At 73.8% G+C, this 22264-nt stretch carries 22 protein-coding genes; 17 read left to right on the top strand and 5 right to left on the bottom strand.

Annotation, left to right across the window (positions count from 1 at the left end; genetic code table 11):
• Window positions 1-34: 34 nt before the first annotated feature.
• From IF651_RS03050 to IF651_RS03010, 9 genes are all read left to right on the top strand, one after another.
• Window positions 35-949: a PfkB family carbohydrate kinase gene (locus IF651_RS03050; protein WP_338403738.1), complete on the top strand. Its 915-nt coding sequence runs from the start codon at window positions 35-37 to the stop codon at window positions 947-949.
• Window positions 950-1097: 148 nt separating this feature from the next.
• Window positions 1098-2258, top strand: a complete 1161-nt coding sequence (locus tag IF651_RS03045) for an ROK family transcriptional regulator (RefSeq protein ID WP_191827631.1) — start codon at window positions 1098-1100, stop codon at window positions 2256-2258.
• 188 nt (window positions 2259-2446) lie between these two features.
• On the top strand, window positions 2447-3781 hold the full coding sequence (locus IF651_RS03040; RefSeq protein ID WP_338403737.1) for an extracellular solute-binding protein: 1335 nt from the start codon (window positions 2447-2449) through the stop codon (window positions 3779-3781).
• 100 nt (window positions 3782-3881) lie between these two features.
• A complete protein-coding gene (locus IF651_RS03035; protein WP_191827630.1) occupies window positions 3882-4847 on the top strand; it encodes a carbohydrate ABC transporter permease in 966 nt (321 codons plus the stop codon).
• A complete protein-coding gene (locus tag IF651_RS03030) occupies window positions 4844-5755 on the top strand; it encodes a carbohydrate ABC transporter permease (protein ID WP_191827629.1) in 912 nt (303 codons plus the stop codon). The genes IF651_RS03035 and IF651_RS03030 overlap by 4 nt, the downstream gene beginning before the upstream one ends.
• A gap of 1 nt (window position 5756) precedes the next feature.
• Entirely contained in the window at window positions 5757-6773 is a 1017-nt protein-coding gene (locus tag IF651_RS03025) for an ROK family protein (protein ID WP_338403736.1), read from the top strand.
• Window positions 6773-7555: a glucosamine-6-phosphate deaminase gene (gene nagB, locus IF651_RS03020; RefSeq protein ID WP_191827628.1), complete on the top strand. Its 783-nt coding sequence runs from the start codon at window positions 6773-6775 to the stop codon at window positions 7553-7555. Before IF651_RS03025 ends, nagB begins: the two co-directional genes overlap by 1 nt.
• A gap of 58 nt (window positions 7556-7613) precedes the next feature.
• Window positions 7614-7958 carry a DUF3039 domain-containing protein gene (locus tag IF651_RS03015; protein ID WP_191827627.1) on the top strand — a complete coding sequence of 115 codons (345 nt, stop codon included), beginning with the start codon at window positions 7614-7616 and terminating at the stop codon, window positions 7956-7958.
• A 98-nt stretch (window positions 7959-8056) separates the two neighbouring features.
• Entirely contained in the window at window positions 8057-9811 is a 1755-nt protein-coding gene (locus tag IF651_RS03010) for a DEAD/DEAH box helicase (protein ID WP_194719856.1), read from the top strand.
• A gap of 3 nt (window positions 9812-9814) precedes the next feature.
• Here IF651_RS03010 and IF651_RS03005 read toward each other — a convergent pair whose 3' ends face one another.
• Complete coding sequence (locus tag IF651_RS03005) at window positions 9815-11104, bottom strand: nicotinate phosphoribosyltransferase (RefSeq protein ID WP_241744085.1); 1290 nt, start codon at window positions 11102-11104, stop codon at window positions 9815-9817.
• A 250-nt stretch (window positions 11105-11354) separates the two neighbouring features.
• On the opposite strand from IF651_RS03005, the gene clpS reads away from it, so the two are divergent.
• From clpS to IF651_RS02975, 6 genes are all read left to right on the top strand, one after another.
• Window positions 11355-11678: an ATP-dependent Clp protease adapter ClpS gene (gene clpS, locus IF651_RS03000; RefSeq protein ID WP_191827624.1), complete on the top strand. Its 324-nt coding sequence runs from the start codon at window positions 11355-11357 to the stop codon at window positions 11676-11678.
• Window positions 11675-12334, top strand: coding sequence for a DUF2017 family protein (locus IF651_RS02995; RefSeq protein WP_191827623.1), 660 nt, complete (start codon window positions 11675-11677; stop codon window positions 12332-12334). Before clpS ends, IF651_RS02995 begins: the two co-directional genes overlap by 4 nt.
• 105 nt (window positions 12335-12439) lie before the next feature.
• Window positions 12440-13243 (top strand): glutamate racemase, encoded by an 804-nt coding sequence (gene murI, locus IF651_RS02990; protein ID WP_191827622.1) that lies wholly within the window; start codon window positions 12440-12442, stop codon window positions 13241-13243.
• Complete coding sequence (locus tag IF651_RS02985; protein ID WP_191827621.1) at window positions 13243-14073, top strand: MBL fold metallo-hydrolase; 831 nt, start codon at window positions 13243-13245, stop codon at window positions 14071-14073. The genes murI and IF651_RS02985 overlap by 1 nt, the downstream gene beginning before the upstream one ends.
• Window positions 14074-14138: 65 nt before the next feature.
• Complete coding sequence (gene rph / locus IF651_RS02980) at window positions 14139-14921, top strand: ribonuclease PH (protein ID WP_191827620.1); 783 nt, start codon at window positions 14139-14141, stop codon at window positions 14919-14921.
• A complete protein-coding gene (locus tag IF651_RS02975; protein WP_191827619.1) occupies window positions 14918-15601 on the top strand; it encodes a non-canonical purine NTP pyrophosphatase in 684 nt (227 codons plus the stop codon). The genes rph and IF651_RS02975 overlap by 4 nt, the downstream gene beginning before the upstream one ends.
• Before the next feature lie 27 nt (window positions 15602-15628).
• Here IF651_RS02975 and IF651_RS02970 read toward each other — a convergent pair whose 3' ends face one another.
• Window positions 15629-16057 carry a DUF3054 domain-containing protein gene (locus IF651_RS02970; protein WP_191827618.1) on the bottom strand — a complete coding sequence of 143 codons (429 nt, stop codon included), beginning with the start codon at window positions 16055-16057 and terminating at the stop codon, window positions 15629-15631.
• Window positions 16058-16189: 132 nt separating this feature from the next.
• Here IF651_RS02970 and IF651_RS02965 point away from each other — a divergent pair, with 132 nt between their 5' ends.
• The gene (locus IF651_RS02965) at window positions 16190-17830 is read left to right on the top strand and encodes an ATP-binding cassette domain-containing protein (RefSeq protein ID WP_191827617.1); all 1641 of its coding nucleotides are present in this window, start codon (window positions 16190-16192) and stop codon (window positions 17828-17830) included.
• Between the two features lie 7 nt (window positions 17831-17837).
• On the opposite strand, the gene IF651_RS02960 is transcribed toward IF651_RS02965, so the two are convergent.
• Genes IF651_RS02960 through IF651_RS02950 form a run of 3 tightly spaced genes read right to left on the bottom strand, consistent with a single transcriptional unit; the run spans window position 17838 to window position 21566 of the window.
• Window positions 17838-18407, bottom strand: coding sequence for a DUF4916 domain-containing protein (locus IF651_RS02960; protein WP_191827616.1), 570 nt, complete (start codon window positions 18405-18407; stop codon window positions 17838-17840).
• 37 nt (window positions 18408-18444) lie between these two features.
• A complete protein-coding gene (locus IF651_RS02955; protein WP_338403735.1) occupies window positions 18445-20103 on the bottom strand; it encodes a pyridoxal phosphate-dependent decarboxylase family protein in 1659 nt (552 codons plus the stop codon).
• Window positions 20100-21566 (bottom strand): MFS transporter, encoded by a 1467-nt coding sequence (locus IF651_RS02950; RefSeq protein ID WP_338403734.1) that lies wholly within the window; start codon window positions 21564-21566, stop codon window positions 20100-20102. The genes IF651_RS02955 and IF651_RS02950 overlap by 4 nt, the downstream gene beginning before the upstream one ends.
• Before the next feature lie 133 nt (window positions 21567-21699).
• Between IF651_RS02950 and trxA the strand changes: the two genes are divergently transcribed.
• The gene (trxA, locus tag IF651_RS02945; protein ID WP_191827614.1) at window positions 21700-22071 is read left to right on the top strand and encodes a thioredoxin; all 372 of its coding nucleotides are present in this window, start codon (window positions 21700-21702) and stop codon (window positions 22069-22071) included.
• Window positions 22072-22264: the final 193 nt, after the last annotated feature.

Raw genomic sequence — 22264 nt, 5'->3', positions numbered from 1 at the left:
CCTCCCGTCCTGGTCGGGCGCGTGGGCGCCGACCGTGCGCGAGGATGGCACGGTGCTCGTGTGCTGCGGACTGGTGACGTTCGACGTGATGCAGGTCGTGGACCGGGTCCCGGCCCCCGACGAGAAGGTCGTGGCGCGCGATCTGTCCGCGACGTTCGGCGGCCCGGCGGCCAACGCGGCCGCGACCGCGGTCGCGCTCGGGGTGCCCACCCGGCTGGTGACGGCGGTGGGGTCCGGACCGCTGGCCGAGGCGGTGCGCGCGGAGCTCGCCGCGGCGGGCGTCGACCTCGTCGACGTCGCCCGGGGCACCGCTGCGCGTCCGGCCGTCTCGACGGTGCTGGTCACCCGGGCGACGGGGGAGCGTGCCGTCGTCAGCACGAACGCCCGGTCCTTCGAGGACGGCGCTGTCTCGGCGACGGGAGCGACGGTCACGGACGCCGAGCCCGGGGGCCTCGTCGCGCTCGGGCCCGGCGACGTCCTGCTCCTGGACGGGCACCTGCCGGACGTCGCGCTCCCGCTCGCGCGGGCCGCGCGAGCTGCCGGAGCCGTCGTCGTGCTCGACGGTGGCTCCTGGAAGGACTGCACGACGGACCTCCTGGCCCTGTGCGACGCCGCCGTCCTCTCGGCGGACCTCCGCGTGCCCGGGGTGCGCGACGACGACGAGCTGACCGCCGTCGCGGGCATGGGGCCGGCGGGCCGGCTGGCGTTCGTCGCGCGGACGCACGGTGCAGGGCCGGTCGAGGTGCTGCGGGCGGGGGAGCGGACCTCCGTCGAGGTGCCGCCTGCGCGTACCGTCGTCGACACGCTCGGTGCGGGCGACGTCGTGCACGGCGCGTTCGCCGCAGCGCTCGCCCGGGGCGTGGACCCGTTCGAGGCGCTCGAGCGGGCGGTCGTCGTGGCGTCGCGCTCGGTCGAGCACGCGGGCGCGCGCGGCTGGATCCCCGGCTGACACCCACCACCGGGTGGACTCCGCCGGAGGGCGCTCGGCCGGCGCCCGCGAGCCGCGGAATTCCGCCGTGTTGCACGGCGGCAACGATTCGGTCACGGCGTCGCAAGGTGGTTGACACCGTGTTAGTAAAGGCGGTCTACTAACAAACATGACGACGACGGTCAGCGGACAGCACGCTCCGAGGAGGCGCCTGAGCACAGGACTCAGGCCGACCTCGAAGGTGCTGCCCGAGCACGCGAGGGCGCACAACCGTTCTCTCGTGCTGCAGCACCTCTTCCACGAGGGGCCGACGTCACGGGCCGACCTCGCGCGTGCCACCTCGCTGACGCGCGTCACGATCTCCGACCTCGTCGCGGTCCTCATCGCGGAGGGGCTCGTCGAGGAGCTGGGCGTGCGCCCCGGCCAGCGCGTGGGCAAGCCGGCCATCCTGGTCGGGATGCGCACGAGCGCCTACCAGATCGTGTGCGTCGACCTCACCGACGACGAGCTGCTGCGCGGCGCCGTCCTGACCCTCACCGGGGACTTCGTCGTGCGACGCTCGCTCGCGGTCCAGGGCCGCACCGGCGACGACCTCGTCGAGCTCGTCACGCGCTTCTCGCGCAGTCTCGTCTCGGCGGCGACGCAGCCGGTCATCGGGGTGGGCATCGGCTCGCCCGGCGTGGTCGACGGCGCCGGCCGCGTGCTGGAGGCCCCGAACCGCGGCTGGTACGACCTTCCGCTCGCCGAGCAGATGCGCGAGAGCCTCGGGCTCGCTGTGCACGTCGCGAACGACGCGAACGTCGCCGCGCTCGGCGAGTTCACGTTCGGCGGGGCGTCCGGCTCCGGCATGCTCGTCCTGACCGTGGGGGAAGGTGTCGGGGCAGGGATCATGGTCGACGGCGCCCGCGTCCGCGGTCACGGCGACGCCGCCGGCGAGCTCGGCCACGTGACCGTCGTCGACGACGGGGAGCCGTGCGCCTGCGGGCGCAGCGGCTGCCTGGAGACCGTCCTGTCCGTCCCGGCGCTGCGGCGCGCGGTCGACGGGCTGGACCCTGATGCCTCCGACGCCGCCCTGGCGTCGGTCGGCCGGCTGCTGGGGGTCACCCTGGCGCCGGTCGTGAGCGCGCTGAACCTCGCCGAGGTCCTGATCAGCGGTCCGGCGGACCTGCTCGACGGACCGCTGCGGGAGGCCGCGCTCGACGCCATCCGCACCCGCACGATGCCGATCATCGGCCGCGGGCTCCAGGTGCGGATGGCGACGCTCGACGAGGACGTGGCTCTGGCCGGTGCCGCGGTCCTCGTCCTGTCCGGCCAGCTGGGCGTCTCGTGAGCACGCGCCCCGTCTGACCTTCCGCCCGACCCCGTCGAGCCTGTCCTGTCCCGCACAGACCACCCGCAGCACCCCACGAGCCGAGTTACGCAGGACTCCTGCCTAGTTCGTCGCAGCGCAGTACGTGTCCCATCTCCGGGTGGCGTCACCGACGCCGCCACACCGTATTCACCGAGAGGAATCGCCCCGTGAAGAGAAACCGACTCGTCGTCGCCTCCGTGGCCTCGACGATCACCCTGGCCATGGCGCTCACCGCGTGCAGCAGCGGCAGCGACGCACCCGCCGACGACGAGAGCACGAGCGCGGACGGCACGCCGGAGCCCGCCGACATCACCCTGTGGCTGGCCGGCCCCGACACCCCGGACGCGCTGCGCGACTACCTGACGTCCACGTTCGAGGAGGAGAACCCGGGATCGACGCTCACGATCGAGCAGCAGGAGTGGCCGGACCTGGTCACCTCGCTCACCACGGCGCTCCCCGACGCGGAGAACACCCCGGACGTCACCGAGATCGGCAACACGCAGTCGCCGACCTTCACGACGGTCGGCGCGTTCCGTGACCTGACCCCGCTGTACGAGGAGCTGGGCGGCGACGCGCTCCTGCCCTCGTTCGTCGAGGTCGGCATGGCCGAGGGGAAGAACTACTCGCTGCCGTACTACTTCGGCTCGCGCTACATGTTCTACCGCAAGGACATCTGGACCGCGGCAGGCCTCGAGGCCCCCACGACGCTCTCCGAGTTCAGCGACGCGGTGAAGGAGCTCCACACCGACAGCCAGTCCGGGTTCGCGATCGGTGGCCAGGACTGGCGCAACGGCATCTCCTGGGTGTTCGCGAACGACGGCGAGCTCGCCGTCGAGGAGGACGGGAAGTGGACCTCCACGCTGTCCGACGCGAACACCATCAAGGGCCTCGAGCAGTGGCAGGACGTCTTCGAGGGCGCCTCGAACGTCCCGGCCTCCGCGATGGACGTCGCCTACTGGGACTTCCTCAACGACGGGACCGACGGCGAGGCGCCCGAGGCCGCCACGATCATGGCCCCCAACTGGGCGCGCTGGTCGATCGGTGACCTCACGACGAACGACGACGGCGAAGAGGTCCGCGACGGCATGGTGGACGACAGCAAGTACGACATCTTCGGTCTCCCGGGTGTCGACGGCGGCCTCGCACCGGTCTTCGCCGGTGGCTCGAACATCGGGATCTCGGCGCAGTCGCAGCACCCGGAGCTCGCCGAGAACCTCCTGCGGATCATCTTCTCCGAGGAGTACCAGACGATGCTGGGCGAGAACGGCCTCGGGCCGGCCAACAGCGACTACGTCTCGTCCCTGGGCGACGACAAGTTCGCGCAGACGATGATCGACACCGCCGCCGTGTCCCAGCTGACCCCGGCCGCCCCCGGCTGGGCCGCCGTCGAGGGCGCGAGCCTCTACGAGCAGCTCTTCCAGGCGATCGCCGAGGGCGGGGACGTGACCGAGATCGCGGCCGAGTACGACGAGAAGATCACGCCGATGCTCAACAACGGCTGACCTGCTCGGACCGCTGTTCGCACGGCACGCGGACGAGGTCGCCGGGGGCGTCGGAGACGGCGCCCCCGCGACCTCGGCCGCGGCGCGAGAAGGAGAACCCATGAGTGCCACGTCCACGGTGGCGTCCGACCCGGCGGCCGACGCGCCGGACCGGCGCCGCGAGCAGCCGCCGCGCCGCCGTCGTCGGCCCCGCCTGCCCTACGCCCTGCTCGTCCCGGCCGTCGCGGTCATCCTCGTCGCGGTGGGCTACCCGGTCTACTGGCAGGTCGTCACGTCGCTGCAGGAGTTCGGCCTCGCCCAGCAGTTCGGGGCACCCCCGACGTTCGTCGGTCTCGACAACTACGCGCGCCTCTTCATGGACCCGAGCCTGTGGGCCGTGGTCGTGCGTTCCCTCCTCTTCTGCCTCGTGAACGCCGGACTGACGGTCGGGATCGGGGTCGCGCTCGCGCTGCTCATGAACGCGGTCGGCCGGGTTCCGCGGCTCGTCCTGCAGGTCGCGCTCCTGCTCGCGTGGGCGATGCCGATGGTCGCGGCGGTCACGGTCTTCAAGTGGCTCTTCGACTGGCGCTCCGGCGTGGTGAACTGGCTGCTCGTGGCGATCGGCCTCGACCAGTACCAGGGATACTCGTGGCTCGCGCAGCCCATGACGTTCTTCCTCGTCGCGAGCCTCGTCGTGGTGTGGATGTCGGTCCCGTTCGTCGCGCTGTCGGTCTTCGCCGCGCTGACGCAGGTCTCCGACGAGGTCCTCGAGGCCGCGGCGATCGACGGCGCCGGACCGTGGCAGCGGTTCTGGGGCATCATCCTGCCGATGGTGCGGCCCGTGATCTCCATCGTGCTGCTCCTGCAGATCATCTGGGACCTGCGGGTGTTCGCCCAGATCCGCATCCTGCAGGACGCCGGCGCACCGATCGATCAGACGAACCTGCTCGGCAACTACATCTACGAGCTCGGCCTCGGGCGCCAGGACTTCGCCGGCGCCTCCGCCGTCTCGATCTTCGTGCTGCTCCTGACGGTCCTGCTCAGCTGGCCGTACGTCCGCAGTCTCCTGAAGGAGGACGAGGCATGACCACCGCACCTGCCCCCGTCGTGCCGGGATCCGTCGCCGCGACGGCCCCGCGCCCCACCGGCCCCCGTCGGCGCCGGATCCGGCCCGCCCGGGTCGTGCTCTCCGCGGTGGCCGTCGTCGTCGCCGTCGTCTGGGTCTTCCCCGTGTACTGGATGGTCAACTCCTCGTTGCTCCCCCAGGCGCGGCTGCAGTCCCGCGAGCCCAACTTCTTCCCGACGAACGGGTCGCTGCACAACTACGCCGACGTCCTCGACGGCACGGGGTTCTTCGCGGCGCTCCGGATGAGCCTGGTCGTCACGCTCTCGACGGTCGCGCTCGTCCTCGTGTTCGCGCTGCTCGCGGCGCTCGCGATCAGCCGCTTCCGCTTCCGCGGGCGCAAGTCCTTCGTCATCGCGATGCTGTTCATCCAGATGCTCCCTGCCGAGGGCATGTTCATCGCCCAGTACCGGATGCTGTCCGACGCGCACCTGCTCGACCGTGCGATCGGCGTGACGATCCTCTACACCGCCGCGGTGGTGCCGTTCACCGTGTGGATGCTGCGAGGCTTCGTCGCCGGGATCCCGGCCGAGCTCGAGGAGGCGGGCATGGTGGACGGTCTCAGCCGCACCCAGGCCTTCCTGCGCATCACGTTCCCGCTGCTCGCACCGGGCCTCGTCGCGGCCGGCGTCTACGCGTTCCTGCAGGCGTGGAACGAGTTCACGATCGCCCTGGTCGCGCTGCCCTCGGACGCGTCGCAGACGCTCCCGCTGTGGCTGCGCTCGTTCCTCAACGCCAGCGTGAGCAAGGGGGTGGACTGGGGTGAGGTCATGGCCGCCTCGACCCTGATCGCCCTGCCCGTGATCGTCTTCTTCCTCCTGGTGCAGGGCCGGATGACCGGCGGCCTGGTCTCGGGCGCGGTGAAGGGCTGACGTGGGCGAGCTCAACGCGTCGTCGTCGACCGCACGGACGATGACGGCTACCCCAGCCCTGCCCGCCGGGCTCACGGCGGGACTCGACATCGGGGGTACCAAGGTGCTCGCGGCCCTGCTGGACGACGACGGGCACGTGGTCGAGTCCCTGCGGGTGCCCACCGTGCGCGGACCGGACGGCGTCGTGGCCAGCGCGGCCCGGGCGGTCCACGACGTCGCCGCCGCCGCGGGCGTGACCCTTGCCGACCTGGACGGCGTGGGGCTGGGCGTGCCCGGACTCGTCGACCCGCGCGACGGCACGGTCACCCATGCCGTCAACCTGGGCGTCGAGGGGGCTCGCTTCCCGCTCGCCGACCGGCTCTCCAGCGCGCTGGGCGGGTTGCCCGTCGCCACGGAGAACGACCTCAACGTGGCTGCCCTGGGAGCCGCCCACCTGCTCGGTGCCGGTCGTGCCGGTCGTGCCGATCATGCCGGTCATGCCGATCTTGCCTTCCTCGCGCTCGGCACGGGCCTCGCCGCCGGCGTCGTGCTGGACGGCCGGCTCAGACGGGGCGCGAGCGGTGCCGCCGGCGAGATCGGTCACATCCCCGTCGACCCCGGCGGACCGGTGTGCGCGTGCGGGCAGCGCGGGTGCGTCGAGCTGTACGCCTCCGGCTCGGCCCTGAGCGCGCGGTGGCCGGCACGGCACGGGCGCCCCGCGCCGGCGGAGCTCTTCGAGGCCGCCGCCGCCGGCGACCTGCGTGCCGTGGAGATCAAGGCGGAGTTCGCCGCCGCCGTCGCGAGCGCGGTCCGGATCCTCGCGCTCACGCTCGACGTGCAGCACGTCGTGCTGGGCGGTGGAGTCTCCGCGCTCGGAGAGCCCCTGCTCGTCGCTGTCCGGGCAGCGCTCGAGCAGCAGTCCCGCACCTCGCCGTTCCTGTCCTCGCTGCGACTCGCGGACCGTGTGTCGCTCGCCCCCGCCGACGTCCCCGTCGCCGCCGTCGGCGCGGCGCTCGTCGGCCGTCGAAAGGTGTCCTGATGGAAGTCGTCATCGCGCCCGGTGACCAGCTCGCACGGATCGCCGCCGACGCGATCGAGACGTTGCTGCGCTCGCAGCCGGACTCGGTGCTCGGGCTCGCGACGGGCTCCAGCCCGTTGAAGGTGTACGACGAGCTGGCCCGGCGGCACGTCGAGGACGGGCTGGGCTTCGGCCGGGCCCGGGCGTTCATGCTCGACGAGTACGTGGGCCTGGCCCCCGGCCACCCCGAGCGGTACCGCAACGTGATCGAGACCGAGATCGCCTCGCGGGTCGACTTCGCACCGGACGCGGTCCAGGGACCCGACGGCAACGCGGGCGACCTGCCCGCGGCCTGCGCGGCGTACGAGGCCGCGATCGTCGGGGCCGGAGGCGTCGACCTGCAGCTCCTGGGCATCGGCACCGACGGGCACATCGCGTTCAACGAGCCGGGCTCCTCGCTGGCCTCACGCACGCGGATCAAGACCCTGACGCAGCAGACCCGGGAGGACAACGCCCGGTTCTTCGACGACGACATCGACCGGGTGCCGCGCCACTGCCTGACGCAGGGCCTGGCGACGATCATGTCCGCGCGGCACCTCGTGCTGCTGGCGACGGGCAAGGGCAAGGCCGAGGCCGTGCACCAGCTCGTCGAGGGTCCGGTCTCCGCGCTGTGGCCGGCGACGATCATGCAGATGCACCCGCACGCGACGGTCCTCGTCGACGACGCCGCGGCCTCGCGCCTGCAGCTCGCCGGGTACTACCGCCAGACGTACGCGTCCAAGCCCGACTGGCAAGGTCTGTGACGCGTCGCGCGGACGACGGCCCGCCCGGGGCCCGGCCGTGCGACGTAGGATGGCCGTCATGACCGAGCTGAACGCGAGCGCGCCCCCCGGCGGCCCGGACGACCCGTACCGCGACCCGTCGGCGCAGCCGTCCGACCCGCGGACCGGCACCTCGACCGGCGTCCTCGAACGCGAGGAGACCCGCGAGCAGACGGAGCCCGGGGACCACGAACGCTTTGCGCACTACGTGCGCAAGGAGAAGATCATGCAGTCGGCGATGTCGGGCAAGCCCGTGATCGCGCTGTGCGGCAAGGTGTGGGTGCCCGGCCGGGACCCGAACAAGTTCCCCGTGTGCCCCACGTGCAAGGAGATCTACGACGGTCTGCGGGAGCCGCAGGACGGCGAGGGCGACTCCGGGTCGTGAGCGCCGCTCCCTCCTCGCAACCGTCCTCCTCGTCCCAGCCCACGCACCGGCCCCCGTCCGCCACGCCGCAGAGCCCGTCGTCGTCGGCCGCGTCGCACCTGTCGCCGGCCTTCCCGCGGCGAGCGCCGTGGGGCGCGGCCTCGAAGCTGCGGGCGTGGCAGGCCGAGGCCCTCGACTCCTACCGTTCGCGCGCGCCCCGCGACTTCCTCGCCGTGGCGACGCCGGGTGCGGGCAAGACGACCTTCGCGCTGCGGGTCGCGACCGAGCTGCTCGAGGCCGGGACGGTGCGTCGTGTGACGGTCGTCGCGCCCACCGAGCACCTCAAGCACCAGTGGGCCGACGCGGCGGCGCGCGTCGGCATCCGCATCGACCCCAACTTCCGCAACAACCAGGGACGTCACGGCGCGCACTACGACGGGGTCGCGCTCACGTACGCCCAGGTCGCGGCCAAGCCCGCGCTGCACGCGGCGCGCACGACGGCGGACCGTACCCTCGTGATCCTCGACGAGGTGCACCACGGCGGCGACGCGCTGTCGTGGGGCGAGGCCGTCCGCGAGGCGTTCGAGGACGCGACCCGTCGGCTCGCGCTCACGGGGACGCCGTTCCGCTCCGACACCGCCGCGATCCCGTTCGTCGAGTACGAGCGGGGCATGGACGGCATCCGCCGCTCGCGCGCCGACTACACCTACGGGTACGGGGAGGCGCTGCGCGACCACGTCGTGCGGCCCGTGATCTTCCTGTCCTACTCCGGCCAGATGCGCTGGCGCACCCGCGCCGGCGACGAGGTCAGCGCGCGACTCGGCGAGGCCCTGACGAAGGACCTGACGGGTCAGGCGTGGCGGACGGCGCTCGAGCCGAACGGCGAGTGGATCCCGTCCGTTCTCGCCGCCGCGGACAAGCGGCTCAGCGAGGTGCGCCGTGCCGTCCCCGACGCGGGCGGCCTGGTGATCGCGACCGACCAGACGGACGCGCGCGCGTACGCGGGACACCTCGCGCGGCTCACCGGAAGGTCCCCGACCGTGGTCCTGTCCGACGACGAGGGCGCGAGCGGTCGCATCGAGGAGTTCGCCGACGGCGACGGCCGCTGGATGGTCGCCGTCCGCATGGTCTCCGAGGGGGTGGACGTCCCGCGGCTGGCCGTCGGGGTCTACGCTACGTCGACCGCGACGCCGCTCTTCTTCGCCCAGGCCGTCGGTCGCTTCGTGCGGGCGCGCCGTCGCGGCGAGACGGCGTCGGTGTTCCTCCCGAGCGTCCCGCACCTGCTCGAGCTCGCGAACGGACTCGAGATCGAGCGCGACCACGCGCTCGACCGGCCGCTCACCGCGGAGGAGCAGGGGGAGATGTTCGACCCCGAGGCCGCGCTCGTGGCAGCGGCCAACCGCGCCGACAAGGCGTCCGACGACCTCGCGCAGGGCACCTTCGAGGCGCTCGAGGCGCAGGCCTCGTTCGACCGCGTGCTGTTCGACGGCGGCGAGTTCGGCACGGGCGCGGACGTCGGGTCGGACGAGGAGCTCGACTTCCTCGGCCTCCCCGGGCTGCTCGACGCCGACCAGGTCACCACGCTCCTGCGCCAGCGCCAGGCCGACCAGCTCAGCGCCCGGTCGAGGACGTCGGCGGGCGCGGCGGCCGCGGCGCGGGAGCGCTCCGAGCTCGAGCACCGCCGCGCCGCGGAGCTGCGCAAGGAGCTCCAGCAGCTCGTCTCGGCGTGGGCGCGCCGCAGCGGTCAGCCGCACGGCTCCGTGCACAACGAGCTGCGGCGGCGTTGCGGGGGGCCCGAGGTGCCGCTCGCGACGGTCGAGCAGCTCGACTCGCGGGTCGCGCTCGTGCGCGGGTGGTTCGTCGGCAAGCGCTAGCGGTCAGCCGACGTCGCGCACCACGGTCGGGATCGCGGGCTCGCCCTCGGACAGGCGACGTGCACCGCGCGGCAGCTCGGCCCTCGCCTCGTGGTGCCGGTCGACGGCGTTCTGCACGCCGTACGACCCGACCCAGCGCGAGTCGACCGCGCCGTCCACGACGAGCGGTACGTGCAGCGGCCGGACGTCGCCGTCCTCCGACTCGGGGTCCCAGTCGCGCACCGCGAGGTCGCGCCCCGTCAGGACGATCTCCTCGACCGCGCGGCCGTCGTCGCCGAACCGCCGCGCTGCGGCCTTCAGCCCTCCCCGGCTCGTCTTCGCCGTCGAGGCCTTCGCCACGGGCTTCAGCATCCCGGTGGAGTCGGCGCGTGCGACGAGCTTGTAGACCATGCCGCACGTCGGCGCACCCGAACCCGTGACGACCCGTGTCCCGACGCCGTACGTGTCGACGGGCGCCGCGGCGAGCGACGCGATCGCGTACTCGTCGAGGTCGGACGTGACGACGATCTTCGTGTCCGTCGCGCCCAGGGAGTCGAGCTGGCGGCGCACGTCGACGGCGAGCGCGCCGAGATCGCCGGAGTCGAGCCGGACGGCACCGAGCCCGGTGCCCGCGGCCCGGACCGCGCGTTCGACACCGCGGTGCACGTCGTAGGTGTCGACGAGCAGCGTGGTGCCGACCCCGTGGGTGGCGACCTGCGACGCGAAGGCCGACTCCTCGTCGTCGTGCAGCAGGGTGAACGCGTGCGCGGCCGTCCCGATGGTGTCCAGCCCGTAGCGGAGCCCGGCCTCGAGGTTGGACGTCCCCGCGAACCCCCCGACGACCGCGGCCCGCGCCGCGGCGACCGCGGCCTGCTCGTTGGCGCGCCGCGCGCCCATCTCCAGACAGGGGCGGTCGACGGCGGCGCTCGTCATGCGCGAGGCCGCCGACGCGACCGCGGAGTCGTAGTTGAGGATCGACAGCACGAGGGTCTCGAGCAGCACGGCCTCGGCGAACGTCCCCTCGACGACCATGACGGGCGACTGCGGGAAGAAGACCTCACCCTCCGCGAACCCGGTGATGGATCCCGTGAACCGGTAGTCGGCGAGGTAGTCGAGCGTGCGCTCGTCCACCACCGAGTGCGCGCGCAACCAGTCCAGCTCTCGCGTGCGGAAGCGGAACGTCGGCAGCGCCTCCAGGACACGTCCGGTCCCCGCGAGGACGCCGTAGCGCCGACCAGGAGGCAGGCGACGCGTGAACACCTCGAAGACGCAGTGGCGCTCGGCGGTCCCGTCGGAGAGCGCTGCCTGCAGCATCGTGAGCTCGTAGCGGTCGGTCAGCAGCGCCGGGGACGCGCTCGGTACGTAGGGGGCGAGGCGTGCCGGCGGGAGGGCTGGGCCCACGGCCCGGTCACCGGGACCGGCGGCGAGAGCGGCGAGGGCGGCTGTGCCCTGGTCGGCGGGATCCATGGCACCACGGTAGGGCAGTGTGCACCGTCACGACGTGCGCCGGGCCGGGTGAGCCCGGGTCGCGGGCGCGCGTGGTCCGCCGCTTACAGTGGACTGCGTGAATGCCCTGAGTGACGTGCGCGCGGTCGTCGCCTCGACGGTCCCGGTCGAGGCCACCCGCACCGACGGGTCGACGGACACCGCCGACCCGTGGGTGACGCTCGTGTGGAACGACCCGGTCAACCTCATGAGCTACGTCTCCTACGTGTTCGAGTCGTACTTCGGCCACCCGCAGGCGCGCGCCCACGAGCTCATGCTGCAGGTGCACCGCGACGGGCGGGCGGTGGTGTCCAGCGGCGACCGCGAACGGATGGAGGTCGACGTGCAGGCGATGCACTCCTACGGGTTGTGGGCGACGCTGCAGCGGAGCGAGGACCGATGACGCCGTTCGGCGCGGGACCGCTGGGGTACGTCGCCGAGCTCGAGCCGTCCGAGCGCATCGTCCTCGCCCAGCTCGCCGGCGACGTCGCGCAGATGCTGCAGGACCAGGGCGGCGCGGGGCGCGGACGGGACGGTGGACCCGTCGGGGACCTCGACGACGCGGACACCGCGTGGGTACCTCCCGGCTGGAACGGTCCTGCGCCGGACGCCGCGACGCCCGCCCCGCGGGACCCGGCCGTACGGCGTCTGCTGCCCGACGCGTCCACCGATGCCGGCGTGGCGGCCGAGTTCCGCCGCTTCACCCAGGCCGAGCTGGCGGACGAGAAGGTGGGCCGCCTCGTCCTGCTCGCACAGATGCTCGTCGACGGCGAGCCCGCGACGGCCGCTCCGTTCGTCGTCGCGCGCGACGTCGCGCAGCGGGTCGCGGCCGCGTTGACCGACGTGCGGCTGGTGCTGGCCCAGCGGCTCGAGCTGGAGACCGACGAGCAGGTGGAAGACCTGTACGACGAGCTCGCCGCGCAGGACGTGCCGGACGACGACGCGGGACCTCGCCGTTTCCTCGTGAGCGTCTTCCTGCTGACGGGGCTCCTCCAGGAGTCGCTCGTGGAGGAGATGCTGACCGACCTGCGGTCGGGCGGCGTCACCCCGGGGGAGTGAGCCGGCGCGTCCCGGCGTCGTCCGACGGATCCTGTGTGCGTCGCCACAGCCGCGCCCGGCGCGGACAGGCGGTCGTCGGGCGCCGTCCGCACTAGGCTCGGGCGCGTGAACGACGCGCCCATCGGGATCTTCGACTCCGGGGTCGGCGGGCTCACCGTGGCCCGTTCGATCATCGACCAGCTTCCGAACGAGTCCCTGCTCTACATCGGGGACACCGCCAACGGCCCGTACGGGCCCAAGCCGCTCGCGGCCGTGCGGGCGATGGCGCTCGCGATCATGGACCAGCTCGTGGACGACGGCGTGAAGATGCTCGTCATCGCGTGCAACTCGGCGTCGGCCGCTGTGCTGCGCGACGCGCGCGAGCGGTACACCCAGCGCCACGGCCTGCCCGTCGTCGAGGTGATCCTGCCCGCCGCGCGACGGGCGGTCGCCGCGACCCGGTCCGGGCGGATCGGTGTCATCGGGACGCGGGCCACCGTGATGTCGCGCGCGTACGACGACGCCCTCGCCGTCACGCCGGGTCTCACCCTCACGTCCCAGGCCTGCCCGGACTTCGTGCGCCTCGTCGAGAGCGGAGAGACCTCGGGCCCCGAGGTGCTGACGGTCGCCCACTCCTACCTCGACCCGGTACGTGCCGCGGGCGTGGACACGCTCGTCCTGGGCTGCACCCACTACCCGTTGCTCACGGGCGCGATCTCCTACGTCATGGGCGAGGAGGTCACGCTCGTCTCGAGTGCGGAGGAGACCGCGAAGGACGTGTACCGCACGCTCGTCGCGCACGACCTCGAGCGCTCTCGCGACGCGGGCGCACCAGAGCACCGGTTCCTCGCGACGGGCAGCGCCGAGCCGTTCGACCACCTCGCGCGCCGGTTCCTGGGTCCCGAGGTGCTGCGCGTGGAGGCAGCCTGATGCGTCTGGTCACGGTGGGGTGCTCGGGGTCGTTCGCGGGCCCGACGTCGCCCGCGTCGTCGTACCTCGTGCAGGTGCCGGCCGCCGTCGCCGCGGCGGCGGGGCACGAGGCCCGCGACTGGAACGTCGTGCTGGATCTCGGCAACGGTGCGCTGGGTGCGCTCCAGCACCACCTGGACCCGCTGGACCTCGACGCCGTCGCGCTGTCCCACCTGCACCCCGACCACTTCGTCGACGTCTGCGGGCTGTACGTGTACCTGCGCTACCACCCCGAACGGGGGTCCGTGCGCACCGGGGTGCCGTCGCGGCTGCCGGTCCTCGGTCCGTCCGCCACCGGGCGACGGATCGACGCCGCGTACGGTGCGGAGCCCGGCGAGGGTCTGGGCGGTGAGCTCGACGTGCGGACGTGGGAGCCGGGCGTCCCGGTCCGGATAGGGCCGCTGACGCTCGAGCCGTACCGCGTGTTCCACCCCGTCGAGGCGTACGGCGTGCGCGTGACCGGCCCGTCCAGCGTGCGGCCCGGGGAGCAGGTGGTGCTCGCCTACACGGGGGACACGGACGCGTGCGACGGCGTGGTCGACCTCGCGCGCGACGCCGACCTGCTGCTCTCCGAGGCCGCGTTCCACGAGGGGCGCGACGACGGCGTCGAGCGGGGCATCCACCTCACCGGGCGCCGCGCGGGTGAGGTCGCGACGGCGGCGGGTGCGCGGCGGCTCGTCCTGACCCACCTGCCCGCGTGGAACGACCCCGGCCGGGCGCTCGCCGAGGCCCGCGGGACCTACGCGGGGCCGGTCGAGGTCGCCACCCCGGGCGGCATGGTCGACCTCTGAGCCTGTCGCCGCTGGGCCCCGGCCGGCTCCGGGCCCGGCCGCGACCGGTCGGTAGGGTGGTCGCCATGACCACCCCTGTTTCGAACCCTTCCGGTGCGGCCGCCGCACCGTCCGCCCAGCGCGCCGACGGGCGGACGCCTGACCAGCTCCGGCCCGTGACGATCACACGCAGCTGGCTCGACGCCGGCGAGGGCAGCGTCCTCGTCGAGTTCGGCAGCACGCGCGTGCTGTGCGTCGCGTCGTTCACCGAGGGCGTGCCGCGCTGGCGCAAGGGCTCGGGAGAGGGCTGGGTCACCGCCGAGTACGCGATGCTCCCGCGGGCGACCAACGAGCGCAACCAGCGTGAGTCCGTCAAGGGCAAGATCGGTGGCCGCACGCACGAGATCTCCCGGCTCATCGGGCGCTCGCTGCGCGCGATCATCGACGTGTCCGCGCTCGGGGAGAACACCATCGTCCTCGACTGCGACGTCCTGCAGGCCGACGGCGGCACGCGCACCGCCGCGATCACCGGCGCGTACGTCGCGCTCGCCGACGCCGTCGCATGGGGCCAGCGGCAGGGGCACGTCAAGAGCGGCGGCAGGCCCGTGCTCACCGACTCCGTCGCGGCGGTGAGCGTCGGGATCATCGACGGCACGCCGATGCTCGACCTCCCCTACGTCGAGGACGTCCGTGCAGAGACGGACATGAACGTCGTCGTGACGGGATCCGGGACGTTCGTGGAGGTCCAGGGCACCGCCGAGCACGCCCCGTTCGACCGCGCCGAGCTCGACGCGCTCCTCGACCTCGCGGTCGCCGGTGCCGCCGATCTCACCGCGATCCAGCGAGCCGCGCTGGAGGCGGACGCGTGAGCCTCGTCGTGCCCGACGGTGCACGGCTGGTCCTCGCGACGCACAACCGGGGCAAGATCGCGGAGCTGCGCGCGATCCTGGCCGCCGAGCTCGACCTGCACCCCGGTCTGGACCTCGCTCCCGACGCGATCGTCGGTGCGGGAGACGTCGGAGCGGTGGAGCCCGTCGAGGACGGCGTGACGTTCGCCGAGAACGCGCTCATCAAGGCCCGCGCGCTCGTCGCGGCGACGGGTCTGCCCGCGGTCGCGGACGACTCGGGGCTGGCCGTGGACGTGCTCGGCGGGGCGCCGGGGATCTTCAGCGCGCGGTGGTCCGGGCGCCACGGCGACGACGTGGCCAACCTCGAGCTCCTGCTCGCCCAGCTCGCCGACGTGCCCGTCGGGCACCGGGCCGCGGGGTTCGTGTGCGCGGCGGCTCTCGTCACGCCCGACGGGACCGAGGTCGTGCGCACGGGGGAGATGCGCGGGACGCTGCTCACCGCCCCGCGCGGTGAGAACGGGTTCGGCTACGACCCGATCCTCGAGCCGGACGACCAGCCGGCCGCGGCAGGGGACGGCCGCTCGGAGCCGCGCCGTTCCGCAGCAGAGCTCTCGCCCGAACAGAAGAACGCGATCAGCCACCGCGGCACCGCGTTCCGCGCGCTGGCGCCGTCGATCGTCGCCGCGCTCGCGCCGAGGTAGGGGCGCAGCCCGCCCGCAGGGACCGGGCTACGGCGTCGGCGGGCGTCGGCCGGCCAGCTCGGCCGTGCGGCGCCGACGGTCGGCCGGGCGGAGCACCGCGACGAGCGCGACGACGCCGCGCCAGCCGAGCATCGTCACGCCCAGGAACCCGAAGGACACGATCTGGAACGCGGGCGCGACGCCCTGGTCCGTGAGCACGCGCAGCACGACCCCGAGCGCCCAGGCGCAGGCCCAGACGACGACCCCGGTCGGCCAGACCTGCCACGGACGGCGCCAGGCACGCGTGACGAGCCACCCGACGAGCGCCCCCGTGGCGAACGGCCACGCGACGACCAGCAGGCGGACCGCGCCCTCGCCCGGCGAGTGGGACGCCAGACCGCCGGCGGCCAGCGCGAGCACGCACGCGACGTCGGCCACCACGGCGAGCAGGACGCGCACACCCCGGAAGCTACCCATGACACGCCCGTCCCCCCGCCCCGAGAGCGACCCGTACGGCGCGCGGGCGACCCCCGGGGGGTCGACCTCGCGACGTACGGGTCGATCTCGCGGGGTGCGGGTGGGGTGGTGTGCGGCGAATAGGGTTGGGGCGTGCACCTTGCCGCCGACGAGCTCGCCTTCGCCTACCCGGGGCGCCCCGTCCTCGACGGCGTCAGCGTGCGCGTCGCGTCCGGCACCCGGTTGGGCGTGGTGGGGGAGAACGGCACGGGCAAGTCGACGCTGCTGCACGTCCTCGCGGGCGACCTCACGCCGAGCCGGGGCGACGTGCGGCGTGCGGGCGAGCTCGCCGTCGTCGAGCAGGAGCTGCACGTCGCTCCTGGCCAGACGGTGGGCGACCTCGTCGCCACCACGCTCACCGGGCTCCGCGCCGTCGCGACCGAGCTCGATGCCGCGGCGCGGGACTTCGACCACGAGTCCGGTGACCTCGAGACGCTGACGGAGATCCTCGCGCGCGCCGAGCACCTCGCGGTCTGGGACGCCGACCGTCGCGTCGACGTCGCGCTGTCCCGGCTCGGCGCGTGCCGCGACCGCGACCGCGAGCTCGCGACGCTCTCGGTCGGCGAGCGTTTCCGGGTGCGTCTCGCGTGCCGGCTCGCGGAGCGCGCCGACCTGCTGCTGCTCGACGAGCCGACCAACCACCTCGACGCGAGCGGTATCGACTTCCTCACCGGTGAGCTCGTCGCGTGGCGCGGCGGTGTGGTGATGGTCACGCACGACCGCCAGCTGCTCGACGACGTCGCCACCGAGATCCTCGACCTCGACCCCTCGATGGACGGTCGCCCCGTCCTGTACGGCCAGCCCGGCTACCTCGCGTACCGGTTCGCGAAGAACCAGGCGCTGCACCGCTGGCGGCAGCGCTACCGGGCCGAGCGCAAGCGCGCGGACAAGCTGGCCGAGGTGCTCGACGCGTCCTACGAGGGCCTGTCCGACGAGTGGCGTCCGCCCAAGGGGAGCCAGAAGCACCGCCGGGCGACGCGCGCCCGCATCCACGTCAAGGCCGCCGACCGGCAGATCCAGAAGCTCGAGGCCGACGCGGTCGAGGTGCCCGTCCCGCCGTTGCAGCTCAGGTTCCCCGAGCTGCCCGCGATGTCGCCCGGCTGGGATCCCTCCGCCCCGGTCGTCGAGGTGCGCAGCCCGCGCGTCGACGGCGGCCCTGGGGCCGCGGCCCGGCTCGACCTGCCGGGCACGAGGTTCGCGCTCCCGCCGTCGGGCCGGTTGCTGGTCACAGGGGCCAACGGGAGCGGCAAGTCGACGTTCCTCGCGGCGCTCGCGGGCACCGTGCCGCTCGCCCGCGGTCACCGGTCCCTGGCCGACGGCGCCCGGCTCGGCGTCGTCGGGCAGGAAGGCCCGGACCTCGGGCGCGAGGCACGGGACCGCACCGGGTTCGAGGAGTACGCGCGCGAGGCGCTCGGCCTGCTGGACGCGGGACGCCTCGACCCGCAGCACCTCGTGCCCGTCGCGTTCCTCGGGCTGCTCACCGAGGACGACCTGGAGCGGCCGCTGCGCGAGCTGTCCGCCGGGCAGCGCCGCCGGTTCGACCTCGCCCGCGCGCTGCTCGCCGCGCCGCACCTGCTCCTGCTCGACGAGCCGACCAACCACCTGTCGATCGACCTCGTCGACGAGCTGACGCAGGCGCTGCGGGTCACCCCCGCGGCGGTCGTCGTCGCCACGCACGACCGCCGCACGCGCGAGGACCTCGCCGACTGGCCCGAGCTGCGGCTCGACGCCTGAGCCTCACTCAGGGCAGGCGGCCCACGAAGGCCATCGCCTGCCGCAGCAGGACACCCTGCCCGCCCCGCATCTCGAGCTGCACCTCGTCGCTGCACGCCTGCTCGGGCGTGAGCCACGCGAGCTCGAGGGCGTTCTGCTGCGGACGGCAGTCCCCGTTGACCGGCACCACGTACGCGAGCGACACCGCGTGCTGGCGGGGGTCGTGGTACGCCGTGATGCCCGGGGTCGGGAAGTACTCGGCCACGGTGAACGGCTGCGGTGACGCCGGCACCTGCGGCAGGGCGACCGGCCCGAGGTCCTTCTCGATGTGGCGCAGCAGGGCGTCGCGGATGCGTTCGTGGAACATCACCCGGCCCGAGACGAGAGCGCGGTTCATCATGCCCTCGGGCGTCACGCGCAGCAGCAGCCCGACGGCGACCACGTCCCCGGAGTCGTCGACGCGCACGGGGATCGCGTCGACGTAGACGAGGGGGAGCTGTGCACGGGCGGCCGCGATCTCCTCGGCGGAGAGCCAGCCGGCCGGACTCGGGTTCTCCCGGGAGAAGTCGTCGGGCGGGAAGTCAGCGGTGTCCGTCACGTGATCGTTCTACCCCGGGCGCGCCGTCGTGGCGAGTTCAGGCACCGGGCGCGGCGTCGTCGAGCGGTTCCGCGACCCGCGCGAGGATCTCGACGAGCAGCCGCTCGGCGACCGGACCCGGCAGGCTCTCCATCACCGCCATGAGCGGTGCGAGGCGGTCCGGCAGCACCGCACCCGTCCCGCGGCGCGGCGACCCGCCGTCCGTGTCGAGCGCGGTGAGCAGCGCGGCCCACATCTCGTCGGACGTGGGCGCGGCCAGGGCCGGGCCGCCGGCAGCGGCCGGTGCCGGGGACACGGCGCCGAGCGCGGCGAGGACTCCCGAGGTGTCGGGCCGGCCGACGCCACGCACCTCGTCCGCGCTCGCTGCCAGGGCGGGCACGAGGTCGTCGAGGGTCGCCTCCGTCACCGGCGTGACGGTCAGGTGCGTCGTGTGCGGCAGACGGGTGCCGTCGCCCTGGGTCAGGCCTGGCTGGGGTTGCAGCACCCAGCCGCGGGCGCGCGCGGCGTCGGCCCACACGTGCGGGTCGACGCGGCGCTCCGCGGGCACCGACTCGTCGGTCGCGACGGCGATCAGCGGTCCGGTGGGGGAGCCGACGACGCGCAGACCGTCGAGCTGCCCCACCGCGGCGTGCAGGGCGCGGGTGGCGCGCACGCAGCGCGCGGTGAGCGCGGTGTAGCCCTCCGTGCCGAGAGCCTGGCTCACCGCCCATGCCGCCGCCAGCGGTCCCGCCGGCCGGGAGCCGGACATCCCGGCGTTGACCACGGGGTAGCCGGGCCAGGCCGTCGTCGCGAAGAACTGCCGGCGCTGACGGTCGCGGCCGCGCACGAGCAGGACCGACGTGCCCTTCGGCGCGTACCCGTACTTGTGCACGTCCGCGGAGATGCTCGTCACGCCCGGGACGGCGAAGTCGAAGGGCGGGACCTGGCCGCCGCCCGCAGCGCCCCAGAACGGCAGGACCCACCCGCCGACGCACGCGTCGACGTGCACGTCGACGCCGCGCTCGTGCGCCGCGGCGGCGACCTCCGCCACCGGGTCCACCACGCCGTGCGGGTACGACGGAGCCGACACGACGACGAGCGCGACGTCCCGCCCGCCGTCGACGGACCTTCGGTCGAGCTCGGCGACGTACGCGGCGGCGTCGGGCAGGCCGGACGCCGGGTCGACCGGCAGCGTCGTGAGCGTGACGTCGAGATACTGGGCCGCCTTGCGGAACGCCGCGTGCGCGCTCGCGGCGACGACGACGCGCGGACGTACCCCGGGACGGTCGCCGTGACGCGCGCGGAAAGCGTCGCGCGCGGCCTTGACCGCGAGCAGGCAGCTCTCCGTCCCCCCGGACGTGACGGAGCCGACGACGACGTCCGGTCCGTCGGTCGGCCCGTGCAGCACGGCGCGGGCGAACCCCACCAGCTCGCGCTCCATGACCGCGACGGAGGTGAAGGTGGTGGGGTCGAGCCCGTTCACGGGCTGGACGGCGCGCATCGCCGCGGCGGCGAGCTCGTCGACCTCGGCGAGACCGGGGTCGTAGACGTAGGACAGCACGTGGCCGCCGTGCGTCGGTGCGTCGGCGGCGCGCAGCGCTGCCAGACGTTCGAGGATGCCGTCCGTGCGGACGGGTACGTCGTCCGGGGCGGCACCGGTGCCGGCGTCCGTGGCCGGTGCGGTGTCAGGCGTCGGGGTGGTCTCTGGTGTCGTCACGCTCGGGCTCCGTCGTCGTGTGGTCGTCGCCCCCCGTCGAGGCCGCCTCTGCCGAGGTCCTCCCTGCGCAGACGGTACCGCAGCAGCGGGACGAGGCTGACGGCCACCAGCGCCGCCGGCAGCAGGGAGAAGGCGACGGCGATGCCCGCGACCGCCTCCGTGGGCTGGTCCACCTGGGTGCCGGCCGTCGTCGACACGTAGCCCGTCAGCGCGAGGACCCCCGACAGCAGCGCGGCGCCGAGAGCCATCCCCGTGGTCTCGCCCGCCGTCCACACGCCGCCGAACGCACCGCCGCGCCCCGCGCCGTGCGTCGCGGCGTCGTGCTCGATGACGTCGGGCAGCATCGCGAGCGGCAGCGCCTGCATGCCCGCGTAGGCGACGCCGGCGATCGCGGTCGGCGCGTACACCCAGGCACCGGGCGCCCACACGAGCCCTGTCATGGACAGCGTCGCGGCCGCGAACAGCACGGACGCGACGACGAACGCGCGGTCCTTGCCGCGGCGCGCGAGTCGTGTCCACAGCGGCATGCACAGCAGGGCCGGGGCGACGAGCGCGGCGAAGAGGAGGCTCACGGCGCCCGGGTCGCCGAGCACGTAGGGCGCGACGTACGCGGCACCGGCGAGCATGAGACCGGTCGCCAGGGCCTGGAGCAAGAACGTGGCGAGCAGCATCCGGAACGGTCTCGAGCGTCGCAGGGTGCCGACCGCCTCGCGGGCCGCCGCGAGCCACGCGGAGGCGGCGTGCACGTCGTCGTCCGGCGGGAGGGGGAGCGGCGAGCGCCGGGGCGCCACCCGGGTCGCGACGAGCAGTCCCACGCCGATCACGATCCCGGCCACCACGCCCATCCGCAGGTAGCCCGCGAGCGTGTCTCCGTCTCCGCGCAGAGCCGGCCCGCCGGCGCCGAACAGCAGGATCGCCAGCGCGAGCGCCGCGACGCGCCACGCGAGGAGACGGGTGCGGTCGTCGTACGTCGGCGCGATCTCGGCCGGGAGAGCGATGTAGGGGACCTGGAACAGGCTGAACGCGGTGGCGGAGAGCAGGAACGCGACCAGGACCCAGATCCCCGCGGCCGTCGGGCCGGCCGCAGCCGGCACGGCGAAGGTCAGCGCGAACAGCACGGGCAGCGCGAGCGCGCCGATCATCATGAGGCGGCGTCGCGAGCCCGTCCTCGCCTCGTCCCGGTCGGAGGCGTACCCGATGAACGGGTCGATCAGGACGTCCCAGACCTTGGCCCCCGTGACGATGAGACCTGCGACGGCGGCGGGCACCGCGAGAGCGTCGGTCAGGTAGACGAGCAGGACCAGGCCCGGGAGCGTGGCGAAGCCGCCGGTCCCGACGGAGCCGGTCGCATAGCCCGCGATCGTGCGCGGCGTGAGCCGCGCGGGCCGGGGGCCCCTCTGGCCGGCACCGCTCCGGGCAGGCGTGTCTGCGTTCTCGGGCGCTGAGCCGGGCGACGTCGTCACGACCGCCAAGCCTAGGCGCTCGACGCGCGGGAATAGCGGCGGCCGTCGTCGTGCTGTACCAAGGAGTACCGCCGAGGGAGCGCGCGTCGCCTCCCGCAGCACCCCGCCGTCACGTGTCACAGGAGGACCTCGCATGGCCACCCAGCAGCTCACCGAGTCCACGTTCGAGCAGACCATCAAGGACAACGACATCGTCCTCGTCGACTTCTGGGCCGACTGGTGCGGCCCGTGCAAGATGTTCGCCCCGGTGTTCGAGGCGTCGTCGGACGAGCACCCCGACGTGGTGCACGGCAAGATCGACACCGAGGCCGAGCGCGGTCTCGCCGCCGCGGCGAACATCACGTCGATCCCGACGCTGATGGCGTTCCGCGAGGGTGTGCTCGTGTTCTCCCAGCCCGGCGCGCTGCCCGCGCCGCAGCTCGCGAAGGTTGTCGACGCCGTCAAGGAGCTCGACATGGACGACGTGCGCCAGCAGATCGCCGAGGCCGACGCCGCATCGAGCTGAGCACGCGCCGAGCACGCGCTCGCTCCCGAGCGCCCGGCAGGACGACGCCCCCGCACCGCAGAGGGCGGATTCTCGGGGTCCTCGCAACACCTGATGGCCTAGACGGTCGTCAGTAGATCACGCAGACGCTCGGCTGGAGTCTTCCAGCCGAGCGTTTTGCGTGGTCGTCCGTTGAGTTGCTGGGCGACGTGCT

This window comes from Cellulosimicrobium arenosum (assembly GCF_014837295.1).
Taxonomy (GTDB): Bacteria; Actinomycetota; Actinomycetes; order Actinomycetales; family Cellulomonadaceae; genus Cellulosimicrobium; species Cellulosimicrobium arenosum.
Note: the sequence above shows the minus strand (reverse complement) of the source record. Positions and strands in the feature narration are given on the sequence as shown.